This is a genomic window from Colwellia psychrerythraea, from assembly GCF_000764185.1.
Taxonomy (GTDB): domain Bacteria; phylum Pseudomonadota; class Gammaproteobacteria; order Enterobacterales; family Alteromonadaceae; genus Colwellia; species Colwellia psychrerythraea_B.
On the sequence record NZ_JQEC01000029.1, the window covers coordinates 113,885 to 136,515 of the forward strand.

The following is a 22,631-nucleotide window of genomic DNA, read 5'->3' on the forward strand; positions in this document are numbered from 1 at the left end:
CTTTATTTACCTTATTTTGCACTTAAGCTTTTGTTACTACTTTTGCTGTTAATGGGCTAGCAATATCACACTGTAAAAATAATTGCGCCGAAATATTACGGGCTATTTTACGGTAATGCTTAGCTATTTCACCAGCGCTATTTTCAATTATATCTGATTCACCCAAATCAGCATCTTGGCGAATGGCGATATCAAGTGGTAGCTGACCTAATAGCTTAGTTTCATGGTCATGAGCCATATACTCACCACCTGCTTCACCAAAGATATGGCTTTGATGACCACAGTTTTCGCAAAGGTGGTAACTCATATTCTCAACAATACCTAATACTGGTACTTTCACTTTATCAAACATAGCAATAGCTTTCACAGCATCAATTAAGGCAATATCTTGTGGTGTTGTCACGATAACTGCGGCGGCTACAGGTACTTTTTGTGCCAAGGTTAATTGAATATCCCCCGTACCCGGTGGCATATCAATAAGTAAATAATCGAGCTCAGGCCAATCAGTTTCATTTAATAATTGATTAAAAGCAGTGCTGGCCATAGGGCCACGCCAAACTGTAGCGTCGGCTTCATCAACTAAAAAACCAATAGACATCGCACTTAGCCCGTTAGCATTTAACGGGGTCATCAACTTACCATCGCTTGAACTCGGCTTCTCATTTTTAAGACCTAGCATGGTAGGAATTGAAGGACCATAGACATCAGCATCTAAAATACCAACTTTAGCGCCCTCGCTCATTAATGCATAAGCCAAGTTAACTGTCGTGGTTGATTTACCTACCCCGCCCTTACCTGATGCAATGGCGATTATATTTGCTACCTTTCCTTGAGGTAAATAACCTTGTCCACTGCCCTCTTGAGCTTTACCAAGAGAGAATTGACGTACTGGTTTTATCGCTAACTCAACTTTAATACTGACTGTGCAAGCTAAATTCTCACTTAACGTTTGCGCAACTAAATCTAATTCACCTTGACAGATAAAGGGCATAACTAGATTTACGGTGATGGTTTTATGTTGAGAAATGGTAAACTGCTGGCAAACCGCTAAAATACCTTCAGGGAAATTTTCAGAAATATAGTGCGATAAGGTATCTTTAATAAATGGTTCAATTTCATTGGTAGAGAGTGTTTCACCTAAGGATTTCACCGCTTGTGTTGAGGCTTTTTTCGAGAATATTTTACCAAACATAATGACTTGGAGACCTTTATAAAAAAAATAGCAAAATTAGTTGCATTCAACTAATGAAAATCATCGCTAAATTCTGTACTATTGCCAACATTATTACCATCAAAAACAACTATTTTTCATGTCTGAAACTACTTTATCTGAAGCTACATCAAACGTTGCATCGCATTCATTACCAGAAAAGCGCAAAATTCTAGTTACTTGTGCCCTTCCTTATGCCAATGGTTCTATCCATTTAGGCCATATGCTTGAGCATATTCAAACAGATATTTGGGTACGTTTTCAACGAATGCGTGGACATGAAACCTATTTTGTCTGTGCTGATGATGCTCACGGCACACCGATTATGCTAAAAGCACAAGAGCTGGGCATAACACCAGAAGAAATGATCAAGGGTGTGCGTGAAGAGCGCATTAAAGACTTTAGTGATTTTCACATCAGTTTTGATAATTACCACACGACACACAGTGATGAAAACAAAGCGTTCTCGGAAGAGATATACAACCGTTTACATGCAAAAGGGCATATTAAAACGCGTACTATTTCTCAGTTATATGATCCTGAAAAAGGCATGTTCCTAGCTGACCGCTTTATTAAAGGCACCTGTCCAAAATGTAAAAGTGAAGATGAAAACGGTGATAGCTGTGACAACTGTGGTGCAACTTATTCACCAACAGAAGTTATTAACCCACGTTCAGCTATTTCAGGCGCGACGCCGGTATTAAAAGATTCAGAGCATTACTTCTTCGACTTACCCGCTTTTGAAACCATGTTAGCAGACTGGATCCGCAGTGGTACCCTACAAGAAGAAGTGGCTAATAAATTAACAGAATGGTTTGACCAAGGTTTAAAACAGTGGGATATCAGCCGAGACGCACCTTATTTTGGCTTTGAAATACCTAATGCGCCTGGCAAGTTTTTCTACGTATGGTTAGACGCGCCTTGTGGCTACATGGGCAGCTTTAAAAACTTGTGTGATAAACAAAATATCGACTTTGACAGCTATTGGAATAAAGATTCAGACGCTGAGCTTTATCACTTTATCGGTAAAGACATTATTAACTTCCACAGCCTATTTTGGCCAGCTATGTTAGAAGGTGCTGATTTCCGCAAGCCCACCGCTGTTTTCGCGCATGGTTTTGTTACCGTGAACGGTGAAAAAATGTCTAAATCAAAAGGTACGTTTATTAAAGCCAATACCTATTTAGCGCATTTAAACCCTGAATACTTGCGTTATTACTACGCAACTAAATTAACCCATAAAATTGATGATTTAGATTTAAATCTTGAAGATTTTGTCCAACGTGTAAATTCTGATTTAGTTGGTAAAGTGGTTAACATCGCTTCTCGTTGTGCAAGCTTTATCACCAAACGTTTTGATGGCATGTTATCAACTAATATTGATGATCAAGTTCTGGCCGAGGAAGTAATGGCAGCAGGCGATAGCATTGCGGCCCATTATGAAGCTCGTGATTTTGGCCGTGGTATGCGAGAAATAATGGCACTTGCTGATAAAGTGAATGAATATATTGCGGTGAAAGAACCATGGCAGTTAGTGAAAGACGAAACTAAGCAACAGGAAGTACATGATATCTGTTCATTAGGTATCAACATGTTCCGCACACTAATGATTTACTTAAAGCCAGTATTGCCTGCACTCGCCGATAGCACTGCAGCTTTCTTAAATGATGAGCTAGTTTGGGAAGGACACAAAACCTTATTAACTGATCATAAAATCAATAAGTTTAAAGCGTTATTACAACGTGTTGATATGGATAAAGTTAAGGCAATGACTGAAGCATCAAAAGATAGCTTAGCCGGCGCTGCAGAAGAAGAAAAAAAGCCAGCCAAGAAAAAGAAAGCGGCTAAGGTAGTCGACAACTCTGCTGCTCTTGCTGATCCATTAGCTGCTGACCCTATCTCTGAAGAAATTCAATTTGATGACTTTGCAAAAATTGATTTACGTATTGTTAAAATCATTAATGCTGAGCACGTTGAAAAAGCAGATAAATTAATACAGCTAACGTTAGCGCTTAATGAAGAAGGCACAGAAACTCGTCAAGTGTTCGCTGGTATTAAGTCAGCTTACAACCCTGAAGACTTAATTGGCAAACATACTGTCATGGTCGCTAACTTAGCGCCACGTAAAATGCGCTTTGGTATGTCTGAGGGTATGGTTTTAGCCGCAGGTCCTGGCGATAAAGACTTATGGATATTAAATCCAGATGATGGCGCAATAGCAGGAATGCGCGTTAAATAACGTAAGCCGTTATTTAACTTATCAGGTTTAACCATTAAAAAGGTATCAATAATATTGATACCTTTTTTATTTTTTACCTACCGCATATACTTTCTCAAGCACTTGTTGCCAACAAAAATTAACACTTAGCTGCAACGGCTCCTGAAAAAATAGGGTACTCTACTTACCTGTATAATCCGTATTTAATAAGGTACTAAACACTTTGATAACAAAATTAAGCCGTTTAATGAATAAAATACCTTTATCTGTCAGTATCATTTTAGCTATGCTAATTGGCTTAACATTAGGCACATTATCTGGCACGGTTTATACAGGTGTTGAAGAGCTCGCCAACGCATTTGTTATGTTATTGCAGATGACTGCATTACCTTATATAGCCTTATCACTTATTGTTGGTATTGGCGGTTTAAATCCAGAAAAGGTTACTAAAACCCTAAAACTCAGCCTCTTCATTTTAATAACATTATTAGCAATAGTATTAGCTTTTATCTTACTTGCCCCAATAGCCTTTCCTGATTGGCAAAGTGCTGACTTTTATAGCATTAACACCATAAACACGACTCCCGAATTTGATATTATTTCACTTTTCATCCCGACCAACCCATTTTATGCCTTAGCTAATGGCTTAATACCCAGTGTGGTGCTGTTTAGTATTTTCATTGGTATTGGTTTGATGAAAGTTAAAGCTAAAAAGACCACTCTGTCAGTATTAAATGGATTAAACAATGCGGTAGTGAATGTTAGCAACATGGTAATGCGCTTCGCCCCTATAGGTATATTTTGCATTGCCCTGCGAGCAGCTGCAACCGTTGACAGTAGTCAATTAGATGGCTTGCAGGTTTATATAGTCACTGCAGCAGTATTGGTCTTTTTACTTAGTTTTATCGTGCTGCCAGCCATCGTCGCTATCATTACTCCCTTTAGTTATCGTCAAATTCTTGCTAGCTCACGACAAGCAATGATTACAGCTTTTGCCACAGGCAGCTTTTTTGTCGTTATCCCTATTATTGTTGAAAAAGCAAAACAGTTGATAGAGCAAATACCTAGTGCTGAAAATGGCAGTAAATCAGTCAAAGCAGATGCCAGCAATATGCCCAGTATTATTGTACCTATCTGTTTTAGTTTACCTGTTGGCGGCAAATTATTAGCCATATTATTTGCCTTATTTGCCGCTTGGTTTTCTGGCTCACAAGTCAATAGTAGTGATTATCTGCAATTATTAGTCGCTGGTATCCCGCAATTATTTGGCTCAACAACGATTGCTATACCAAGCTTATTAGAACTTTTTAATGTGCCCGGCTCATTATTCGACTTATTTTTAGTCGCTGAAAACATCATTGTTGGCCGCCTCAATGCCCTGCTAAGTGTTATTTTTTCTATTAGTTTGGTATTACTTATTGCCACCAGTATGTTAAGAAAGTTCACCTTTAAGTGGCGCTCATTTAGTGGTTATTTACTGTTGCTGCCTATTATCTCAATCGTGGCGTTTTTAGCATTACGTTTTACCTTTGATGCAATTAGTTACCAATACCAAGGTTATGAAAAATTCATAGAAAGAGACTTTATTGTACTCGACGGAAAAGCCAAGGTATTAACTGAGCCAGACCTTAGTGGTAAGGAAGATTTAATAAATGTAGGTGTTTTAGATAGAATTAAACAACGAGGTTTTATTCGCGTCGGATATTTTCGTGATGACTTGCCCTACACTTTTCATAACCAGAAAGGAAAATTAGTCGGGTTTGATATTGAGATAATTAATTTATTGGCCGATGATTTAGGGGTTTCAATAGAGTTTGTTCGTATTTTCCATAAACAAGCAAAAAAATTACTTTCCTCTGGTTATCTAGACATGACCACCGGTGTGCCAGTAACACCCAAAAATATGAAAGAGTATACCTTAACGGTACCCTACTCTTCCCAGTCAATGGCATTTTTGGTAAAAGAAGAACGCCGTAAAGAGTTTAATGATTGGCAAAGTATTTTTTCTCGCGATGATTTAATTATCGGCATCCCTGAAATATTCCACAGTGAAAACATTGTCCGTCGCTACTTTGAAAAAGCAACGGTGTGGGAAATTTCTACGCCAAGGTTATTTTTTAGAGAAAAATATCAACATATTGATGCCATGTTATTTGGCGCCGCAACGGCATCCGCTTGGACGTTAATTAACCCAGAATATACAGTCATTGTGCCTAAACCAGCTCGACCCGAAATATCAATGGCGTTTGCTATTAACACCAGTGACAATACCTTTGAGATATTCATGCGCAACTGGATTTTCATGATGAAAAAGAATCAAAACATAGATCAGCTGTTCCACTATTGGATTGCTGGAAAGAAGCCTAAATCGTTATTGAAAAAAGATAACAACCAGGAAAATAGCCATGACTCAAAAACTAACTAAAGAAATTATCGCCCTTTGCCTAGCATCACCACTATTAGCTAGCTGTAGTGGTAATTATTCGTTTGAAAGTAATGTTACACCTGACGATGCCCAGCAATACTTTAGTGCCAGTAAAGTTAAAATTTTTAATGATGAAACTGAGTTTATGTCAAGCTTTGATTATGTCGGCTTAGTAGAAGGTGAGGATTGCCAAAAGAAAGAACACCTAGCTCCGCCTGATGTCATAAATGCCCGAACTCAAGCAAGACAAGTCGCGTTTAAACAACAAGCCAATGCTGTCATCTTTACTAGCTGTGTTGATATAGAAACTAAACATTGTGTCGCACAGGTTGTTTGTTACGGTAAAGCTTACCGTTTAGGTCCTCCTCATGAGCCAATAGAGCAATAAAGTGTCAAAGTCATATGATGATAGCCCTCAAGAAATGCAAAGTTTCAACTTTGATGCAATAGGCGTGATTGAGTCGCCTTATCAAGAGAAGTTTGCTATACCTAGGCAGCCCAATTTAGTCAGCGCTGCAAAAGGCAAAGTTGTACTCATCGGCGCAGCGAATAATGCTGAATTAGTGCGTGATATTGAGCAATTTAGTCATTTATGGTTATTATTTGTTTTTCATGGCACACAAGCACAAGGCTGGAAACCCTTGGTAAGGCCGCCACGTCTTGGCGGCAATGTTAAAACCGGTGTACTAGCAACGCGGTCGACCTTTAGGCCAAATCCCATTGGTATGTCAGTGGTAAAATTGGATAAAGTTACCACTGTAAACAAACAAACAATTTTGCATATATCAGGTTTAGACCTACTTAACGGCACCCCTATTGTCGATATAAAACCCTATGTTCCATACTCTGATGCAATTATTGATGCCAATGCAGGTTTTGCTCAAACGCAACCTAACGCTGATTTATCGGTGCGATTTAGTCAACAAGCACAAAACGACTTATCAGCACATTTCGATGAATACAGTGAATTATCATTATTGATTGAACAAGTATTGGCACAAGACCCTCGACCTGCTTACAAACAGGGGAAGAGTGATGATAAAATTTATGGCATGAGTTTGTATGATCTTAACATTACGTGGCAAGTAAGCGGTTTAAAACAAGTTGAAGTACTTGGTATTAACAAACAACTCGAATTAAGCACTAAATAAGTACAGTGTGAATACTCGTTAGGATTAAAGAAAATATAAAGGATAAAGATGAGCCAATACAGCATAACCAAAACATCAACTAATCATAAACCACTCGACTGGTCATTAATTCCAGCACTACAAATCAATACTTTCCCTTGGTATGAGCATGGCGCTAAACAAAGCAGCCAAGTTAAGTTAACCGCAAACAATAGCACTTTATTCATTCAAATTATTGCCCAAGACAAGCACAGCTATGCCAAGCAAACTGAGCTAAATCATATGTTAATTTGTCAAGATTCATGTGTAGAGTTTTTCTTTAGCCCATCTGGCGTACTAGGTAGTAGTTATGTCAATTTAGAGGTCAATTGTTGCGGCACTTTACACTTAGCCTATGGCGAAGACCGCGACCATCGTCAATTTATCAGTTTAGAAGCAGCTAACTTAATACAATGTACAAGCAGTCTTAACCTTGCCATGGAAAGTCCTGTCAAACTTGAAACTGAAAACGATAAAGAGTGGACCATAGACATTGCTCTGCCCTTTACTGCTATTGAAGCGCTTACTGGCGAGACGGTAAATAAAGACAAATGGTTCGCCAATTTCTATCGTTGTGGCGGTAGAACAGAGCCACAATACGCTGTATGGAATAACATCAATGTAGTGGAACCTGATTATCACAGACCTGAGCACTTTGGTGAGTTGGTGTTTATTTAACGTTTCTACTAATTTTATATTAAATCCTTACCAGCATAGTAGAACATAAACGGTATTAAGATTTAATTCTGATTGGAGTACCACCACTACAAACGATTAGGAATTTGATGTAAAAAAACCCAATGTGAGACAGAATATAACTATAGAAGGTGTCCACTAATTGTGGGTAACACTGACATATAACGCCTCACTAAGAGGCAAATAATAGTTGGTCAAAATAAGCGACGCTGGAGAAAAAACCAACTGTTATTTGTCCTTTTGAGTGACTTGTTAAGTTTCGTTGTTTATACTGTACCAATTAAAGACCACTTTAACGTACGGAATAAAGTATGACAACTAGAATATTAACGGAGGCGGCTGCAAGTATTAGCGAGCTAAAAGCAAACCCTATGAAAGTTGCATTGAGTGCTCACGGTGAAGCTATTGCGGTATTAAATAGAAATGAGCCTGCATTTTATTGTATACCCGCAGAGACTTATGAATTTATGATGGATCATATTGAAGACCTTGAACTACTTGCTATTGTTCAACAACGTAAAAATGAAGCAAGTGTAAAGGTTAGTTTAAATGACCTATGAGTTAGAATTTAAAAAGTCAGCACTTAAAGAATGGAAAAAATTAGGTGCTACGATTCAATCACAGTTTAAGAAAAAACTAACCGATATTTTAAATAATCCTCATATCGAAAGCGCTAAACTATCTGGCGGTAATGATTTATACAAAATAAAGCTTAGGCAAGTAGGTTACCGACTAGTGTACGAGGTAAACGATGATGTTATCACTGTTACTGTAATCTCTGTTGGGAAGCGTGATAAAGGAAAAGTATACAGAGCTGCAATGGATCGCATCAATTAGAGAAACTTAAGGAACAAAATAGAATTGGCTAATTTCGCTGAACGGCCGATAATAAAATGATGAACAAGCCTGTTCAATATACGTTTAAAGAACAACAACTTTATTTCGTCCAGACTCTTTAGCTTGGTATAAAGCGTCATCAGCTCGCTGTAAAACCTGATCAAAGTCTTTATCTTTGATATTTAATGATGTTAAGCCAATACTAATGGTAAGGTTTATGGTGTTATTTTGAAATATTATCTCAGAGTCGGCTATTCTTTTTCTTAAACGTTCTGCTATTTTAATCGCAACATCTAACTTGCACTCTGGCAGCATCATAACAAATTCTTCACCACCTATTCTGCCAGCAATATCGTATTCCCTTAAATTTTCTTTTAAAATATCAGCAATATAAATAATAGCGGCATCCCCCATAGCATGACCATAACTATCATTAACATTTTTAAAATGGTCAATATCTATCATCAACACTATATAAGAAGATTTATTACGTTTTAGTTGTTTTTCTTGTACCTGTGCTGATTCAATAAAATGTCTACGGTTAAACAGCTGTGTCATACCATCAGTAATTGCTAACTCATAAAGTTGATCGTTTAAAGCAATTAAATTTTTATTCGCACGTTTTCTCGTTTTGTATAAGTAAAAAACAAAATATATCAGTATTATAGCAACTAAGGTGAAGGTACCAATAATATAGAGTAAGAGCTTTTGACTCGTAATAGTTTTTTCCTTGGCTGTTATGACATCATTTTTTTTTGTTATTTCTTCTAATTGTTGTTTTAATAATATTTGATTAGATATTACATTCTCATTTAAATTTAAAAGTTCATCCTTTTGCTTCTCTAAGTATTGCTGTTTTGTTGTAATTAATTGTTTTTGTTTAGAAATACTTATTTTGTTAGAATTGATTAACTCTTGGTCGTTTTTTTTCTGTTGTTGTAACACTTTTAACTGTGAGTGTTCTTGTAATAACAGACCTTCATTTTTTTGTAATTGAATAATTTTGTCATTTAATTCAAGTTTAATTTTGTTTAATTTGTTATTACTTAGGTGATGTTGGTGATTTAATTTTACTAGTTTTTTTTCTTGCTCTTGCGAGTTTAAAAACAATGTTCTCAAATAATTTTCTTGATCTAATAACTTTGAACTTAAATCTTCTCTATTCCCTGCAAAATCAAGAAGTGAATTAGATACTTTAAAGCCTCGAATTAACAAGTTTTCTCGATTGATTTTGAGAGTTACTTGGCCTTTATTTACTACCAAACTGACCATTTGTTGTTCCCTATCTACTTGACCATCCGTAATAATGAGTGATTGGGGAAATCTCTTATTAATTACTTCAATTGAATCAATGTGTTTTTTAGTGACAAATATCGCAGTAAGGCGTTCAGGTGGGGTCTGTTCATCTATAGTTTCAATGATGATTTTTTTAGATAAGGTGCTAGTGGAAACTTTTTTATGAAAAGAAGAAATTAGATCTTGGGCTTTACCATAAATACCAAGTACATAGTGGTCATCTCTATTTTCTCTCAATCCTGTTAAATGCTTGAAAGTTTGTAATATATAATGAACTTTTCCATCTTCGATAGTAATTACATTATTGGTTTCCTTAGCTGAGACACTAAAGTAAATGAAAGACAATAATAATAAAAACCTTACCAAAATGGGCATTAATTAACCCCTAAGACGTTCAGATGTATTAAATATAAGACAATTTGACTTGAATTTCATAATAATTTTTTTCAATATTAAGGTATTTTTCCTAGATTGATGCAATAGAATATATTTCAGCTTGCTAAGCAACTCCAAACAATAAATATTAATCACCTAATAACGCTCCTATTGACTGATTAAAAGAATAATTAAATGTCAAATATCAACTCGAAAAAATCAAAAGGATATTATTATATTCATATAGTTAAGATACATAATAAGTAGCTTCATTCTTAATGAATCGCTACCTAGTATCATTTGCTAGCGTAAGTAAATATCATAATCTATAGTGCTACACATATAAAAATCGCTAAGCATTTAAACTGCTTAGCGATTTTTATTTATACATTACAAACTAATGATCGTGGCCACAGCTATTATCAGCACTGTGTACATGGCCGTGAGTTACTTCTTCTTCTGTCGCTTCACGTACATCAACTACTTCAATATCAAAAGTAAGTACTTTACCCGCTAATGGTGGGTTGATATCAACAGTCACCATGAACTTGCCAACTTTAAGCACAGTCACTTGGCGTTGACCCGCGTCAGTATGAACAGCAGCAGTCATGCCTTTTTTCCATTTAGCATTTTTGCTTGGTAAACCTTGTAAATGCTTAACAGGTACACGTTGCTCTAAACCTTCTTGGTACTCACCGTAAGCTTCTTCTGGTTGTAAAGTTACTGAAAACTTCTCACCTGTTGCTTTACCCGTTAGGGCTTTTTCTAGGCCAGCCAAGGTATTGTTAGCGCCATGTAAATAAGTTAAAGGCTCATGACCGTTTGATGATTCTAATTCTTCACCTGCTTCGTTTTTAAGAGTGTAGTGAAAGTGAGCAACGGTTTTTTCAGCAATTTTCATAGTGATCTCTTCTTTAATACTTTTATTGATATTTAAATGTTATGAGCGCAGTTTACCCTGCTTTGCCACGTAATTAAATGCAATTAACATCTAAAAAAATGGATTTATACCCCTTAATTACGCCCAAAGCAATAAAATAAGCACACTTAACACAATCAAGAACATACCCAGATATTCTTTTAAGGTGATGGTTTCTTTAAATACTCGATAGGTTAACGCTAATGTTATAAAGAACTCAACCTGCCCTAGCGCTTTAACGTAAGCAGCATTTTGAAAACTCGCCGCAGTAAACCAACCAATTGAACCGAGTACGCTAGTAATGCCAACAAATAAACATAAACGCCAATGTTTGAACATTAACGGCAGTTGTGATTTATCTTGGATGTAGATATAAAAAAACGATATAACTGATTGAACCGTGATCATAAAGACCAGAGTTACTGCTGCACTCACAATCAGATCGATATTAAGCGACAAGCTCGACTCTCGAATGAGCAAGGTAGTTATCGCTAAACCTAAACCTGCCGCTAAGCCATATCCCATACCTTTAATACCTTGGGAGTCCGACAAAATATCCTTAAGTCTAAACTTTACTTTTGATACTAAAAACACACCCACTACACCAACGACAACACTAAACCAACCTAAACCAGAAAGCGTGGCACCAAAGATTAACGCACCAACAATGGCGACTTGAATTGCCTCCGTTTTAGCCAGGCTGGTGGCTACGGCAAAGTTACGGTAACGAAAAGCCGCCACTAAACAGGCGGTGCCCCATATCTGCACCACACAAGCAGTTAAGGCATATTTTAAAAAATCGTTATTGAGTTCAGGTACTGCAAGCTGTTTGAAATCTAACAGCCACCATAAATAGGCCCATGCAAAAGGTAAGGCAAAAAAATAACGAACACCGGTAGTGGCCATTGAGTTTAGCTTACCCGATAACTGTTTTTGCCCTGCAGTTCTTACCGCCTGCATAGTCGCTGCTAAGAGCGTGAAATAAATCCAAATTTCCAAAAAAAATCCTTACTGTAAATTATTAAATTTATACGTTCAGAGGTTTAGCATTAGTTGTTATTTAACCGTTTGGTTAGTACTTTCATTAGCTGTTTCTGCATGAAATTCATACTGCTTATCTAAACTGCTAACACCTAGACCACTGAGTTTTTTAACTTTGATTTGCACACCAATGCGCTCTTTAAGCGCTTCAACATGGCTGATCACACCAATCATTTTGCCACTGGCGTTTAAGTTATCGAGCGCATCAAGCGCCACTTCAAGGGTGTTGTTGTCTAACGTACCAAAACCTTCGTCAAGAAAGAGTGAGTCGATACTGGTTTTATTACTGACTAAATCAGACAAGGCTAATGCCAAAGCCAAACTTATCAGGAAGCTCTCGCCACCAGATAAGGTTTTAATATCGCGTGCGGTATCTCCTTGCCAAGTATCAACGACTTCCAGCGCCAACGTATCACTTTGCTGACATTGCAGTTGATAGCGACCAAAGAGTCGATCTAACTGTGCGTTAGCTAAATGCACTAAATTACTTAACGTTAGACCTTGGGCAAATTTTCTAAATTTAGCGCCAGTGGCTGAGCCAATAATTTCATTAAGATAGCTAAGATCATCTAAAGCAAGTTGTGCATTTTTGATTTGCTCAAGCAGAGATTTTTGCTGAATTTTATTGGTTTTATCATGACTAATTTGTTGACTAAATTGTCCTGTTTTGTGCTGGCACTGCTTCAATAATTCTGACAGTTTAATTAGCGTATTTGAAACTGATTCATCATCAAAATCAACGGCGCCAACTTTGCTCAACTCTGTCTTTGTATTAGCTAACTCCAGCGCTACTTTTTCACCTTGCGCAATCAATACTTGCGCTTGTTTTTTGTTATCACTAATGTCGCTTGCAAGTTTATGAAGTTGCTGTGCTTTTTCGGGACTAATCAAAGCCAACAAGAACTGGTTTTCATCGATAAAGCTACTGGTAGAGAAGAGTTTTTGCCAATCATCATTTACGCTATCATTTTGTTTCAACAAACTTTCTAATTGTGACGTAGCCGTAGTTAACTGACCTTTATTAAGTTGTTGCACTGACAATTTTTCATTATGAAGGACATCTGCGCTATTCAGTAAACGTTCGTTATCTTCTCGTTGTTTGCTGATATCAGCCCTCAATAACACAGTATCTTGCATTCTAATATCATCAAAACCAAGCTCAACAAACAATGTAAGGCGTGAGCTATTATTAATTGCTAACTCACTTTCTTGCTGACTTAACTGAGTTTTTGTTTGGTTTAGCTGGTTTTGTTGCTGTTCAACTTGCTGCTTTAATAAAGCAAGATTATTTTCTAGCGTTATTAAGTGTTCTTGTGCGGTTTGGTGAGTGTTAACAATACCTTGATATTCTTGCCCTTGTTTCGAAACTGACGCCAACCAGTTTTCATCAATACATATATTTTGATATTGCTGGTCATTCTCACTCAGTGGTAATGCTATTTTAGTGACGGTGATATCTGCTAACAATTGCGCATTGTGCGTGACAATAGCTTGTTGCTCAGCGGCTAAGTCGGTAACAATTTTTGTTTTAACATTGTGCTGCGCATTACCCTGCTCTTGGACCAATTGTAATTGGCTAAGCTGAGTCGATAACTGCTTATCACAATGAATGACTTGTTCCGCGCTTTGTTGTTGGATCTGGCTATTTTCTTGCAGTTGTTGTTGTAAGGAAACGAGTTCTTTAAGTTGATGTAAAGTGTCGTTTAGTTGGTTAGTTAACCTCTGTTCAGCGTCGACGCTTTGTAATGAAAATTGCTGCACATTTAACGACTGCCAATTTTGTTCAATACTACTTTGTTCGCTCATTATGCCTTGCAGACGATTCTGTTGAGCAGTAAGCTCTGCGGTAAATTGTGCTTGTATTTTATTAAGCTGTTTACCCTGAGTTTCTAGTGTCGCTAATTCACTCTTGAGCAGTGATAAACGACTTTGATGTTCATCACTATCCAAAGATTTATAGTCACTGATTGCCGGATGCTCAATAGAGCCGCACAAAGGACAAGCGTCTTCCGGTTGAAGCTTTGCTCTATGCTCACTTAACGCCATAATGGTTTGCTGCTGAGCAAGTAACGTTTCTACATCTTTTTCCTGACGCTTGGAAGTACTATAGGTTTGTCGTAACTGTATTAGTTCCTGTTCAGTTACTTCTAGTTGTTGCTTATTATTTAGTTGTTGCAATGAAAGTGTTTGCTGCTCTTGCCTTAACACATGAAAACGCTGTGCTAGCTGCATAGCTTGCTTGAACGTTAACTGTTGGTTTTGTCTATCAATAACCGCTTGATTAAGTGCCGTGGCTACTTCGGTAATATTAAGCTCTGTTTCTTTTTCCGCTTTTTGATCAGTAACATTAACCAAGATCGCTTGAGCCACTTGGCTGTTTCGGACAAGTTGCTGTACTTGCTCTGCCATCACTTTCTTTTGGTTATTAAGTTGCTGTAATTGCGCTTCACTCTCAGCAATATGTTGCTGCTGAACTTGCTGTTGAGTCATTAAGTCTGAAAGTGTTTTATCAACATTACTTTGTTCACTTAATAAGCGCTGCACACTCATTTGCTGTTTCGTTAATTGTTGATATTGATTTTGCCACAGTGGTAATTTTTCAGGTAGTTGTTGTAACGCTTGGCTATTAGCTAAGTATGTTTGCTGTTGCTCAACCGTTGTTAATGCTTTTTGTTGCTCAACGCCTGCAATTTTTACGTTATCAATATTATGATTTAGTGTTTCATTTTGCGTTACAACATTGTTGTTTGTTTCTAACAAAGTCGCTTTTTGATGGCTGATTGCATGCTCAAGCGGCTCAATTTTTTCATGCAAGACTTGCTCAATCATTTTATGCTGTGTTTCAGCTTCAAACTGAGTAGTTTTTAACTGTGTTAAGGTCTCTTCACTTGTGACAACGGCTTGATCTAGTACAGCTAACTGTTCCGTTTGATGAGTAACTTGTTTTAAAGCTTGTTGATATTGCTCACGATAGTGCACCATTTTTTCATACGGTGCGCGAAGTGGCTCAGCAATTGTAGACTGTGCTAGTAAACCAAGATCATTTTCGGCTAGTTTTTCTTGCACTTCTACCGCTGATAATTGCTGTTTTGCTGCTTTTGTCGTTTGTTCATTAGCGACAAAAGTTGAACTCCAATTTTTTACTAATTGAGCTTGCTGCAATTGTTTATTTAACTGCTTTTCTTCATCAGTAGTTTTTTTAAGTTGCTGTTCAAGTTCAGTGACTTGCTCATCGTCTAATAAAGTGACGCCCTGACTTTTGGCTTGTAATAACTTTAACTCATCACTAGCACTGCGGTGATTATCATAAACTTTTTTTGATATATCGCCATAAATTTCAGTACCGGTAAGTTGCTCTAATAGTTGTGCTCGGTCATTAGGCTCTGATGTCAAAAATGCGGCGAATTCTCCCTGAGAAAGCATCATTGATTTAGTAAAACGGGAAAAATTAAGTCCGGTTAACTCACTAATATCACTACGCACAGTTCTGAGTTTATCTGACACTATGGTGCCATCAAGTTTGGCTAACTCTGCCACAGGCTCTAATAAATTACCATCAAGCTTATTACGCGCTCTTTTTTGACTCCAAAAAGCCCGATAACCTTGGCCTTTCACCTCAAATTCAACTTCTGCCATACAGTGACTGGTATGGCGAGTCATTAATTGGTTTTGCTTCTTAGAGACACTTAAACGTGGTGTTTCATGATAAAGTGCTAAACAAATGGCATCGAGTATGGTGGTTTTACCGGCGCCCGTAGGGCCAGTAATGGCAAATAAACCATTGTTATCAAAAGGTGCTTCAGTAAAGTCGATTTTCCAACTGCCTTTGAGTGAATTGATGTTCTCAAAGCGTAAACTTAATATTCTCATAATTTTTCTTGCTCAACTTCTTTAGCCTTAACACCTTGATCAGCCTCTTTTATTTTTACTGTCTCAGTATTTTTATCTGCAGGTAAATTAGCTTGTTTCTGTTGGCATGCTAACTCTACTGAAATTTCGGTAAATAGTTGTGTTAAACGAGTTTTACGGGCTATTTCTTCCTCTGTTTGCCAATCAAATTGCGATAAACGTGAATCGAATACTTCATTTAAAGATAACTCACTTAACACGCTATTATCTTGTTGTGACAGTTGTGCTTGTCTGCGTTGACGTGCTTTTTTACAACGACGCACCAATAACACCTCAAAAGGCATATCATTGGCTAGTTCACTTACTCTTTGTGATAAATCACTCAAATGGTCGCTATTATCAATTTCAATATCAAGCCAAGCTTTAATACTCGCAGGAAGTTCGTCCGCTACTTGACGACTTTCAAAGGCTATTAACGTATCTTTAAGTGAAGCTTCAAGGGCATCGACTGATGTTTTCACCATATATAATGGTTGAAAACACGGCACAATAATTTCTGTTACCTTATTTAACTTGCCTGAGGAAAACTCAACCATAAGTACCCGCTTATCTTGTTTGGCTTCATCAAAACTCAAAGGAATCGGTGAGCCGCAATAACGAATGTGCTCTGATTTGGCTATTTTTTGCGCACGGTGAATATGACCAAGGGCTATATAATCGGCGGGTGGAAAAGCACTCGCAGGAAAAGCTTCTAAAGAGCCAATATAAATATCTCTGACTGAATCACTTTTACTGTCAGTTACCGATACACCAAGGGCCGTTAAATGACCTGTAGCAATGATTGGCAGTTGCTCGCCTTGTGCTAAACCTAAGTCTTTGCATTGCTCTTTGACTAGTTTTTTTCCCAAAGCAACCGCGTGTTGATACAGCGACTGATAATGATCACTAATTGCTTGTTGTAAACTTTGCTGTTTATCTTTGGCCGACTGGCCTGCTCGGCTTTTTATTACATCACGTGGACGGACAAAAGGAATAGCACAAATAATAGCGCTAGCCTGCCCCTTAGCATTGACTAGCGGAAAAACTTGCTGTGCTATTGCTTTATTTGTATCAGTATTTGTTTTAGTACTTGCTTCACATAGCTCATTTTCATCAATAGATGTCGGTATAACCTGAGTAATAACACGAGTAGATAAGCTTGCTAACACTGTTTTAGACTCTGCCAACATAGCAACTGAGTCATGATTCCCCGCTAATATGATAAGTTGGCAATTTAATACATGAAGCTTGGCAATAAAATCAAAGTACATTTCACGGGCATAACTTGGCGGTGTTGAGGTATCAAAAATATCACCGGCGACAATAATGGCATCAATGTTATGTCTGCCAACTTGAGTTAATAACCAGGTAAGAAATTGTTGATGTTCATTAGCGCGGCTTTTGCCGTAAAAATATTGGCCAAGATGCCAATCAGAGGTATGAATAATGCGCATAATACGGTAAGAAAACTGTGCAATGAAGAAGTACCAGTAGTTTACCTGAACAAGTAAATTATGGGTAGCCACACATCTTTATCCGATAGGATGATTGATAGTGTTATCTTTGTGCACCCTAAGCATTAATAACAATACTTTATGCTAAATAGCGAGTTTTCTAGATTTACCAATAATTTTAACTGAAATGTTGAAGCTAAACAGGTAAAATACAGGGTATATATTTATAATGAATAAGTTGACACATGGCTCGTACCGCAGCAGCGCTTCATATCTTAGTGAAGCATAAAGAACTGGCTGAAGATTTACTTAAACAGCTTGAAAAAGGGGCTAAATTTCAAACGTTAGCCAAGAAGCACTCTACCTGCCCGTCTGGTAAAAAAGGCGGCAGTTTAGGTGAATTTACGAAAGGTACTATGGTGCCTCAATTTGATAAAGTGGCTTTTACCGCAGAGATGTTGACACCGCACTTAGTGAAAACTAAATTCGGTTGGCATATTATTAAAGTTTTGTATCGTACCTAAAAGATAAAAACAGTAAAAGTCCCACGTTATTAAATTAATTGGTGTTATAACGGCTGACACCGCATTACGGGAAAGACAGACAAACCGGCGATGGCAATTAAACCTTTTAATAAATCTCTGTGAGTTGCTAATTTAATGTTGAATACCTCTTCTAGCAAAAGTTATTACCTTTAAATAAGGCATAATAAATGCATTTTAAGATTTTTGTTTAATACACCAATTTACCCTAACCGAGTCTATTTATTAAATAAACTGAAAGTGTGTAAGCAAAAGCTAATGAATTAAGCGCTCTGCACCTTTACTCACACCATAAATATCTTGAGGTTTAAAACCGAGCGTGACATGAAAGTCTTTGCCATTTAACGCTATTTTCTGACGATAAAGCTGCGCAATATTTGACTCGACAACAACAAAATATGTTTCTTTACTATCCTGCGCTACTCGCCCCAATCCTTTAAGGGTAATAGTGACAGTTTCACCAACAGATATTTTACTTTGGTCTATAACTTGATATTCATAAGGGTTAATCAGGGTCATATGAAATTGGCCATGATCACGACTAACCTGATTATGACGATAATCAGCAAAGTCAGTCGTTAATTGTGTTTTCATTTGTGCTAAATACGGCGCTAAATCTACCATAGGCACCAAAGCTCCAATATATTTGAGCCCTTGGTTATCCTGTAATTGTACTAATTTAACCATTAAGGTTTTCTCAACTGGCCTGTAGTTTTTCTTTGCATCATTAGCAATTAATAAAGTCGAATAACATAAAATAATGGTAATAAATAACATCGATAGCATTTTCATAAATAGGCCTTGGCAGTAAAGTATGTATTCGCGTTAACAGCAAGTAACGCTTTAATAATGAATAATATATTGTTGGTCATATAATAAGGCAAGAAGGAACAACAGCCAACTTTATACTATTCACCAATAGCAGTTATTCCACCTCTATAGCTAAATACATTACTTAACCTGAACTCTGGATAAAGGGGAATGTTGAGAAAATGCTGCTTATCCAGAGTTCAGGTTACTTACAATCAAAAAACTAAACATACATATACAGCGATAACTTTTCGAGATCAGCACACTGTATTAACTAAGCAATTTACATTTTAGCAAGTTGCAACCGAGCTTTAGTGTTTGTTATCCTAGACGAAAATTTAATGTGTTTATTAATTTATTATCAGTAACAAGACAATAAGGTGACAATTTTGCTTCAAAAAAGGCTGACTCAGCAAATTTCCCACTTGCTTGAAACATCAGATAAAGTTGAACTTCGTCGTCTACTTAAACATATGCATGATGCAGACTTTGCCGCTGCTATTGAAGATTTTCCAGCACAGCTAATTTTACAGCTATTACTATTATTATCATTACCTGCACAATGCCACTTATTTGTTTATTTAGATCCGCAAAAGCAGTCTGATGTTGCCTCATCGATGAGTCGTAATGACTTAGCCGCGCTTTTTTCAAGTATGGAGCAAGCCGCTCGGGCTGATTTATACAATCAACTCGATACCCAGCAAAGACAGACATTAATGCCTGGTCTTGCGCAAGCCGAGCGTGATGATATTCGTAAACTTGCTAGTTATCCAGAAAAAACGGCTGGCGCTTTAATGACATCAGGTTATGCAACATTGCGCAGCAACTGGACGGTTAGTAAATCCTTAATAAAACTGCGCTTAGAAGCACCTGACAAAGAAACCATCTATCAAACCTATGTCATTGATGACCAGCGTAGATTATTGGGCACATTATCCTTACGAGAATTAATTCTTGCATCACCCGATAGTTTAATCGAAAACATCATGTTACCAGAAGTCGTCTCGGTACAAGTCACCGATGACCAAGAAAAAATTCCACAAATTATCAGTTATTACGATGTGATCGCAGTACCAGTGCTCGATGATGAATCAAAACTAGTTGGTATAGTGACCTATGATGACGCCATGGATGCGGCAGAAGAAGAAGCCACTGAAGATGCGCAAAAATCAGCATCAGTTGCTGCACTTGATTCACCCATGAGTAAAATTAGCCTTTGGGAGTTATACAGTAAACGTATTGGCTGGTTGATATTACTTGTATTTGGCGCCTTACTTTCAGGTGCTGGTTTAGCTTTTTTTGAAGAAACCATCGCCGCCAATATAGCTTTAGTATTTTTTATGCCGCTATTGGTTGGAGCCGGAGGAAATGCTGGCTCTCAAGCTGCAGCATTAATGGTGAGATCACTTGCTACTGGAGATGTTGAGTACAAAGACTGGACCAAAGTACTGCGTAAAGATGCACTCGTTGCGATGGCGCTTGGCCTGAGTATGGGAGTAACTGTATACTTTTTAGGTTTACTGCGCGGAGGCCCTGAAATAGCGCTAATCGTCGCACTATCAATGTTTTTCGTGGTGTTTATTGGCAGTATAATTGGTTTATGTTTACCTTTTATTTTATCTAAACTGAATTTAGACCCTGCAACAGCTTCAGGGCCCTTAGTAACCACCATAGTTGATGCCAGCGGTGTGTTAATTTACTTTGGTTTTGCTACCTTATTACTACAGTTATAAGCTCCAGATATAAACTGCGCAGCATGCTTCCCTAGTCAAATTCACAAACATGACTCATCTAGTTAAAATATAAATTAGGTATCGGCTTACAAGCTTGATTGAATAGATCCCTTTGTTAATTTGCCACACATCCAATCTTCACTTTATATCCGCCCTTGTTTAGCAAAATAGCAAAACGCTCAGGATTATCTAAATAACCTGAACTCTCATTTAGATAAATGATAAGTTTGGTGCATTTTATCACTTATCTAGCTGCACTATGGTGCAAAGCCCCCTTTACTTTATACGAAAAACATAAAATACCGATAAATATCAATTAGATAAGTTATGGCTTACTTATTGCTAAATTAACCCTGTTTGTAGAGTTTACCGTTAACTAAATCAAGGTTTTGTATGAGTCAATCATCGTTACAACATAGTTTTTTATCCTTTCAGGGCCGATCCAGAATTCTCCATAGTACTTGGTTGGCTTTTTTTATTACCTTTCTTGTGTGGTTTAGCCATGCGCCACTCATGTCGACCATTAAAGCCAGTATGGGCTTAAGCGATATAGAAGCAAAAATATTATTGATTCTAAATGTGGCATTAACGATACCAGCACGTATTGTCACCGGTATGTTAGTTGATAAATACGGTCCGCGAAATTCCTATACGGCGATGTTGGTAGCTACTGCACTATTATGTTTTTTCTTTGCCTCTGCGCAAAGCTTTGAAACTTTAGCTTTGGCCAAGTTTTTAATGGGCTTTGTTGGTGCGGGTTTCGTCATTGGTATTCGAATGATCAGTGAATGGTACCCAGCCAAGCAATTAGGTTTAGCCGAAGGTATTTATAAGGGCATGGGTAACGTTGGCTCTGCAGTGGGTGCGGGTAGTTTAGTTTATATCGCCAGTTTATTTGGCGGCGAAGACGGTTGGCGTTATGCAATCGCCTCAACAGGTGTGTTGGCTTTGTTATATTCAGTGTTTTACTATTTTGCTGTAACAGATACGCCGGTGGGTTCTACCTATTTCAAACCTAATAAGTCTGGTGGTCTTGAACTAACCAGTAAACGAGACTTTGTTTACTGTCTGTTATTTAATATTCCCATGGTAGCAGCATTAGCGATATTAACTTGGCGAGTAACCGATGCTGGTGTGGTTGCAGGTACGGGCGCCGAAGTTGTTGTTGGTGCCGGTTTGATCAGTGACTTTTCCTCTTATGTTATTTATTGTTTGTTACTTGCTTTGATAGCGTACCAATCTTGGAAGTTATTTCAGGTGAATAAAGACATGCTGCAATCACCACCGATGGATGACATTTTACAGTATAAATTCAAACAAGTAGCCATCTTAAGTATTGGTTATGCGGTAACTTTTGGTGCAGAGCTCTCTGTGATATCCATGTTAGCGCAATACTTTGAAAGCCAATTCTTAGTTGCTGCTGCAGCTGCCGGTGTATTTGGTGCTTGTTTTGCTGCCGTTGATGTACTTTCTTGCCCATCAGGTGGCATGATCAGTGATAAGTTTGGTCGTAAAGTACCATTAATATTGCTGTTAAGTGGTGCATCAATAGGTTTTGGTGTCATGTCATTAATCACCCCTGAGTGGCCCCTTGCTGCAGTAATTGCCACTATGATGATTTGCTCATTCTTTTTAGGCTCGGCTGCGGGGTGTGTATTTGCAGTCGTGCCCTTGGTTAAACGTAAATTAACCGGACAAATTGCCGGCACTGTAGGTGCTTATGGTAATGTTGGGGCCGTGGTATTTTTAATGGTCTTTTCCTTTGTTTCACCGTCGGTATTTTTTGCTACTATCGGTGCTGGTGTTGCCTTTGCCGTTTGTTGTACGCTCTTTTTAGATGAGCCTAAGAGTAGCATGGCTGAAGTGATGCCCGATGGCACAGTACAGATGATTGAAGTACATTAAAAACTCCTGATAACTAAGCAAGAATTAAGTAATATTATAGGGTCGTTTAGCTCTTAAAACTTAGGGGTTAAACTTTAACTAGTTAAGAGTTAACGACTTTTTAACCTAGATAA

The 22,631-nt window shown here is 37.6% G+C and carries 17 protein-coding genes; 10 read left to right on the forward strand and 7 right to left on the reverse strand.

Going from position 1 to position 22,631, the window contains the following annotated elements; all coding sequences use genetic code 11:
* Positions 1-22: 22 nt before the first annotated feature.
* Positions 23-1,192 (reverse strand): iron-sulfur cluster carrier protein ApbC, encoded by a 1,170-nt coding sequence (gene apbC / locus GAB14E_RS11195; RefSeq protein WP_052093686.1) that lies wholly within the window; start codon positions 1,190-1,192, stop codon positions 23-25.
* 118 nt (positions 1,193-1,310) lie between these two features.
* Here apbC and metG point away from each other — a divergent pair, with 118 nt between their 5' ends.
* From metG to GAB14E_RS11160, 7 genes are all read left to right on the forward strand, one after another.
* Complete coding sequence (metG, locus tag GAB14E_RS11190) at positions 1,311-3,449, forward strand: methionine--tRNA ligase (RefSeq protein ID WP_052093687.1); 2,139 nt, start codon at positions 1,311-1,313, stop codon at positions 3,447-3,449.
* A gap of 226 nt (positions 3,450-3,675) precedes the next feature.
* Positions 3,676-5,853, forward strand: coding sequence for a cation:dicarboxylate symporter family transporter (locus GAB14E_RS11185; protein ID WP_033082435.1), 2,178 nt, complete (start codon positions 3,676-3,678; stop codon positions 5,851-5,853).
* Entirely contained in the window at positions 5,834-6,241 is a 408-nt protein-coding gene (gene rcsF / locus GAB14E_RS11180) for an Rcs stress response system protein RcsF (protein WP_033082436.1), read from the forward strand. The genes GAB14E_RS11185 and rcsF overlap by 20 nt, the downstream gene beginning before the upstream one ends.
* 1 nt (position 6,242) lies before the next feature.
* Positions 6,243-7,004, forward strand: a complete 762-nt coding sequence (gene tsaA, locus GAB14E_RS11175) for a tRNA (N6-threonylcarbamoyladenosine(37)-N6)-methyltransferase TrmO (RefSeq protein WP_231562041.1) — start codon at positions 6,243-6,245, stop codon at positions 7,002-7,004.
* Positions 7,005-7,052: 48 nt separating this feature from the next.
* Positions 7,053-7,700, forward strand: a complete 648-nt coding sequence (locus GAB14E_RS11170; protein ID WP_033082437.1) for a carbohydrate-binding family 9-like protein — start codon at positions 7,053-7,055, stop codon at positions 7,698-7,700.
* Between the two features lie 329 nt (positions 7,701-8,029).
* Positions 8,030-8,278 (forward strand): type II toxin-antitoxin system Phd/YefM family antitoxin, encoded by a 249-nt coding sequence (locus GAB14E_RS11165; protein WP_033082438.1) that lies wholly within the window; start codon positions 8,030-8,032, stop codon positions 8,276-8,278.
* Positions 8,268-8,555 carry a type II toxin-antitoxin system RelE family toxin gene (locus GAB14E_RS11160; protein ID WP_033082439.1) on the forward strand — a complete coding sequence of 96 codons (288 nt, stop codon included), beginning with the start codon at positions 8,268-8,270 and terminating at the stop codon, positions 8,553-8,555. Before GAB14E_RS11165 ends, GAB14E_RS11160 begins: the two co-directional genes overlap by 11 nt.
* 84 nt (positions 8,556-8,639) lie before the next feature.
* On the opposite strand, the gene GAB14E_RS24140 is transcribed toward GAB14E_RS11160, so the two are convergent.
* From GAB14E_RS24140 to sbcD, 5 genes are all read right to left on the reverse strand, one after another.
* Positions 8,640-10,226: a YfiR/HmsC family protein gene (locus GAB14E_RS24140; RefSeq protein WP_052093688.1), complete on the reverse strand. Its 1,587-nt coding sequence runs from the start codon at positions 10,224-10,226 to the stop codon at positions 8,640-8,642.
* A 397-nt stretch (positions 10,227-10,623) separates the two neighbouring features.
* Positions 10,624-11,127, reverse strand: a complete 504-nt coding sequence (locus tag GAB14E_RS11155) for an FKBP-type peptidyl-prolyl cis-trans isomerase (RefSeq protein ID WP_033082440.1) — start codon at positions 11,125-11,127, stop codon at positions 10,624-10,626.
* 117 nt (positions 11,128-11,244) lie between these two features.
* Entirely contained in the window at positions 11,245-12,144 is a 900-nt protein-coding gene (locus GAB14E_RS11150; RefSeq protein ID WP_033082441.1) for an EamA family transporter, read from the reverse strand.
* 57 nt (positions 12,145-12,201) lie between these two features.
* A complete protein-coding gene (locus tag GAB14E_RS11145) occupies positions 12,202-16,056 on the reverse strand; it encodes an AAA family ATPase (protein ID WP_033082442.1) in 3,855 nt (1,284 codons plus the stop codon).
* On the reverse strand, positions 16,053-17,528 hold the full coding sequence (gene sbcD, locus GAB14E_RS11140; protein WP_052093694.1) for an exonuclease subunit SbcD: 1,476 nt from the start codon (positions 17,526-17,528) through the stop codon (positions 16,053-16,055). Before sbcD ends, GAB14E_RS11145 begins: the two co-directional genes overlap by 4 nt.
* A gap of 245 nt (positions 17,529-17,773) precedes the next feature.
* Here sbcD and ppiC point away from each other — a divergent pair, with 245 nt between their 5' ends.
* Entirely contained in the window at positions 17,774-18,052 is a 279-nt protein-coding gene (ppiC, locus tag GAB14E_RS11135; RefSeq protein WP_033082443.1) for a peptidylprolyl isomerase PpiC, read from the forward strand.
* A 273-nt stretch (positions 18,053-18,325) separates the two neighbouring features.
* Here the strand turns inward: ppiC and GAB14E_RS11130 are convergent, their stop codons facing one another.
* Complete coding sequence (locus tag GAB14E_RS11130) at positions 18,326-18,862, reverse strand: hypothetical protein (protein WP_033082444.1); 537 nt, start codon at positions 18,860-18,862, stop codon at positions 18,326-18,328.
* A 407-nt stretch (positions 18,863-19,269) separates the two neighbouring features.
* Between GAB14E_RS11130 and mgtE the strand changes: the two genes are divergently transcribed.
* Complete coding sequence (gene mgtE / locus GAB14E_RS11125; protein WP_033082445.1) at positions 19,270-20,613, forward strand: magnesium transporter; 1,344 nt, start codon at positions 19,270-19,272, stop codon at positions 20,611-20,613.
* Positions 20,614-21,006: 393 nt separating this feature from the next.
* On the forward strand, positions 21,007-22,518 hold the full coding sequence (locus GAB14E_RS11120) for an MFS transporter (RefSeq protein ID WP_033082446.1): 1,512 nt from the start codon (positions 21,007-21,009) through the stop codon (positions 22,516-22,518).
* Positions 22,519-22,631: the final 113 nt, after the last annotated feature.

Excerpts from the sequence above, each read along its gene's own strand:
- sbcD (WP_052093694.1), bottom strand. The coding sequence starts at position 17,528 with ATGCGCATTATTCATACCTCTGATTGGCATCTTGGCCAATATTTTTAC.
- metG (WP_052093687.1), top strand. The coding sequence starts at position 1,311 with ATGTCTGAAACTACTTTATCTGAAGCTACATCAAACGTTGCATCGCAT.
- rcsF (WP_033082436.1), top strand. The coding sequence starts at position 5,834 with ATGACTCAAAAACTAACTAAAGAAATTATCGCCCTTTGCCTAGCATCA.
- GAB14E_RS11155 (WP_033082440.1), bottom strand. The coding sequence starts at position 11,127 with ATGAAAATTGCTGAAAAAACCGTTGCTCACTTTCACTACACTCTTAAA.
- GAB14E_RS11130 (WP_033082444.1), bottom strand. The coding sequence starts at position 18,862 with ATGAAAATGCTATCGATGTTATTTATTACCATTATTTTATGTTATTCG.
- GAB14E_RS11120 (WP_033082446.1), top strand. The coding sequence starts at position 21,007 with ATGAGTCAATCATCGTTACAACATAGTTTTTTATCCTTTCAGGGCCGA.
- GAB14E_RS11170 (WP_033082437.1), top strand. The coding sequence starts at position 7,053 with ATGAGCCAATACAGCATAACCAAAACATCAACTAATCATAAACCACTC.
- apbC (WP_052093686.1), bottom strand. The coding sequence starts at position 1,192 with ATGTTTGGTAAAATATTCTCGAAAAAAGCCTCAACACAAGCGGTGAAA.
- ppiC (WP_033082443.1), top strand. The coding sequence starts at position 17,774 with ATGGCTCGTACCGCAGCAGCGCTTCATATCTTAGTGAAGCATAAAGAA.
- GAB14E_RS11185 (WP_033082435.1), top strand. The coding sequence starts at position 3,676 with ATGAATAAAATACCTTTATCTGTCAGTATCATTTTAGCTATGCTAATT.
- GAB14E_RS11165 (WP_033082438.1), top strand. The coding sequence starts at position 8,030 with ATGACAACTAGAATATTAACGGAGGCGGCTGCAAGTATTAGCGAGCTA.
- GAB14E_RS11160 (WP_033082439.1), top strand. The coding sequence starts at position 8,268 with ATGACCTATGAGTTAGAATTTAAAAAGTCAGCACTTAAAGAATGGAAA.
- GAB14E_RS24140 (WP_052093688.1), bottom strand. The coding sequence starts at position 10,226 with ATGCCCATTTTGGTAAGGTTTTTATTATTATTGTCTTTCATTTACTTT.
- GAB14E_RS11145 (WP_033082442.1), bottom strand. The coding sequence starts at position 16,056 with ATGAGAATATTAAGTTTACGCTTTGAGAACATCAATTCACTCAAAGGC.